The following is a 1,013-nucleotide window of genomic DNA, read 5'->3' on the forward strand; positions in this document are numbered from 1 at the left end:
TTGAATAAAGGAAGTTCTAGCTGATCGTCCGATGTTTTTTCACTTGATTTCCCAAATTGGCGCTGCTTACTAAGGCGGAATTGTTCTTCATACCATGCGATTTTTGCCGCCAGCTCCTCATTTTGTTTTTCAAGAGAAGAAACACGTTTTTCCAGTTGTTCAGTTGTATTCTGAGGGGTTGAGTTAGTCGTTTTCATGCATCTATTATACTTCGCCCCTCTGATTTGTCCCTCAGCCCTTTTGCCCATTTTTAACGTTTTTTCTTTACACCACTCTTTCGGCCTGAACCGGGGGATGAGCTGACTTTTGTTCAAGGGAAAGGCCATCGAGCAGCCAGCGAAACTGGCGTGGACTAATCTCTTTGGCGGAAGAGGGATTGGCCTCCGGCCAGGAAAAGGTTCCTTTCTCCAAACGGCGGTAATACAGCCAGAATCCATTATGTTCCCAGTGCAGAATCTTGATCTTATCCCGTTTCCTGTTACAGAAAACGAAAAGACACGGAGAAAAAGGATCCAGCTGGAAACTTTCCTGAACAATGGCCGCCAGGCCGTCAATGGACTTTCGAAGATCCGTGCTTCCCTGAGCGAGATAAACCCGGTCAATATGGCGGTGGCTGATCATCCTCTTCTCAGCACCCGGATCACTCGGTGAAGGTGATCTTCACTAACGTTTTCAGGTATGTACAAAGTCACCTCATCCAGTTTCATTTCGATCGTGGTGGAAGAAGGGAGCGCAGGAACCTCAAAAGAGGTCCAGCCCTTTTTGGCAGGATATATCTCATTTTTGTTTTTTAGTTTTCTCCTCCAATAATGGAATTGATGAATAGTGATGCCTTCCTGGGTGGAAAGCCATTGCTTGACTGTTTGTCCACTGGCTTTGAAATCTTCCATCCGTTTTTTCCATTGCAGGTACATATCTTCTCTGGCCATGACAACTCTCCTTATCTTCATTTCTTAATCAGAGTATCGCATGGCATAAGGAAAAGGAGAAGGTGTAGTTGGTTTGACGCTTAC

General features: G+C 45.3%; 3 protein-coding genes. All 3 read right to left on the bottom strand.

Features of this window, described 5'->3' with window-relative positions; translation table 11 throughout:
• Positions 1-197 (bottom strand): IS66 family transposase (locus tag K8O68_RS15415; protein WP_230897749.1); only part of this gene is annotated, 197 nt, incomplete at its 3' end.
• A gap of 67 nt (positions 198-264) precedes the next feature.
• Entirely contained in the window at positions 265-621 is a 357-nt protein-coding gene (gene tnpB / locus K8O68_RS15420) for an IS66 family insertion sequence element accessory protein TnpB (RefSeq protein WP_230897750.1), read from the bottom strand.
• Positions 618-929: an IS66 family insertion sequence element accessory protein TnpA gene (tnpA, locus tag K8O68_RS15425; protein WP_230897751.1), complete on the bottom strand. Its 312-nt coding sequence runs from the start codon at positions 927-929 to the stop codon at positions 618-620. The genes tnpB and tnpA overlap by 4 nt, the downstream gene beginning before the upstream one ends.
• Between the last annotated feature and the right edge of the window lie 84 nt (positions 930-1,013).

This window comes from Salipaludibacillus sp. CUR1 (assembly GCF_021028955.1).
Taxonomy (GTDB): Bacteria; Bacillota; Bacilli; order Bacillales; family Salisediminibacteriaceae; genus Salipaludibacillus.

Bases quoted from the DNA above. Each gene is read 5' to 3' on its own strand.
- tnpB (WP_230897750.1), bottom strand. From the start codon at position 621: ATGATCAGCCACCGCCATATTGACCGGGTTTATCTCGCTCAGGGAAGC.
- tnpA (WP_230897751.1), bottom strand. From the start codon at position 929: ATGGCCAGAGAAGATATGTACCTGCAATGGAAAAAACGGATGGAAGAT.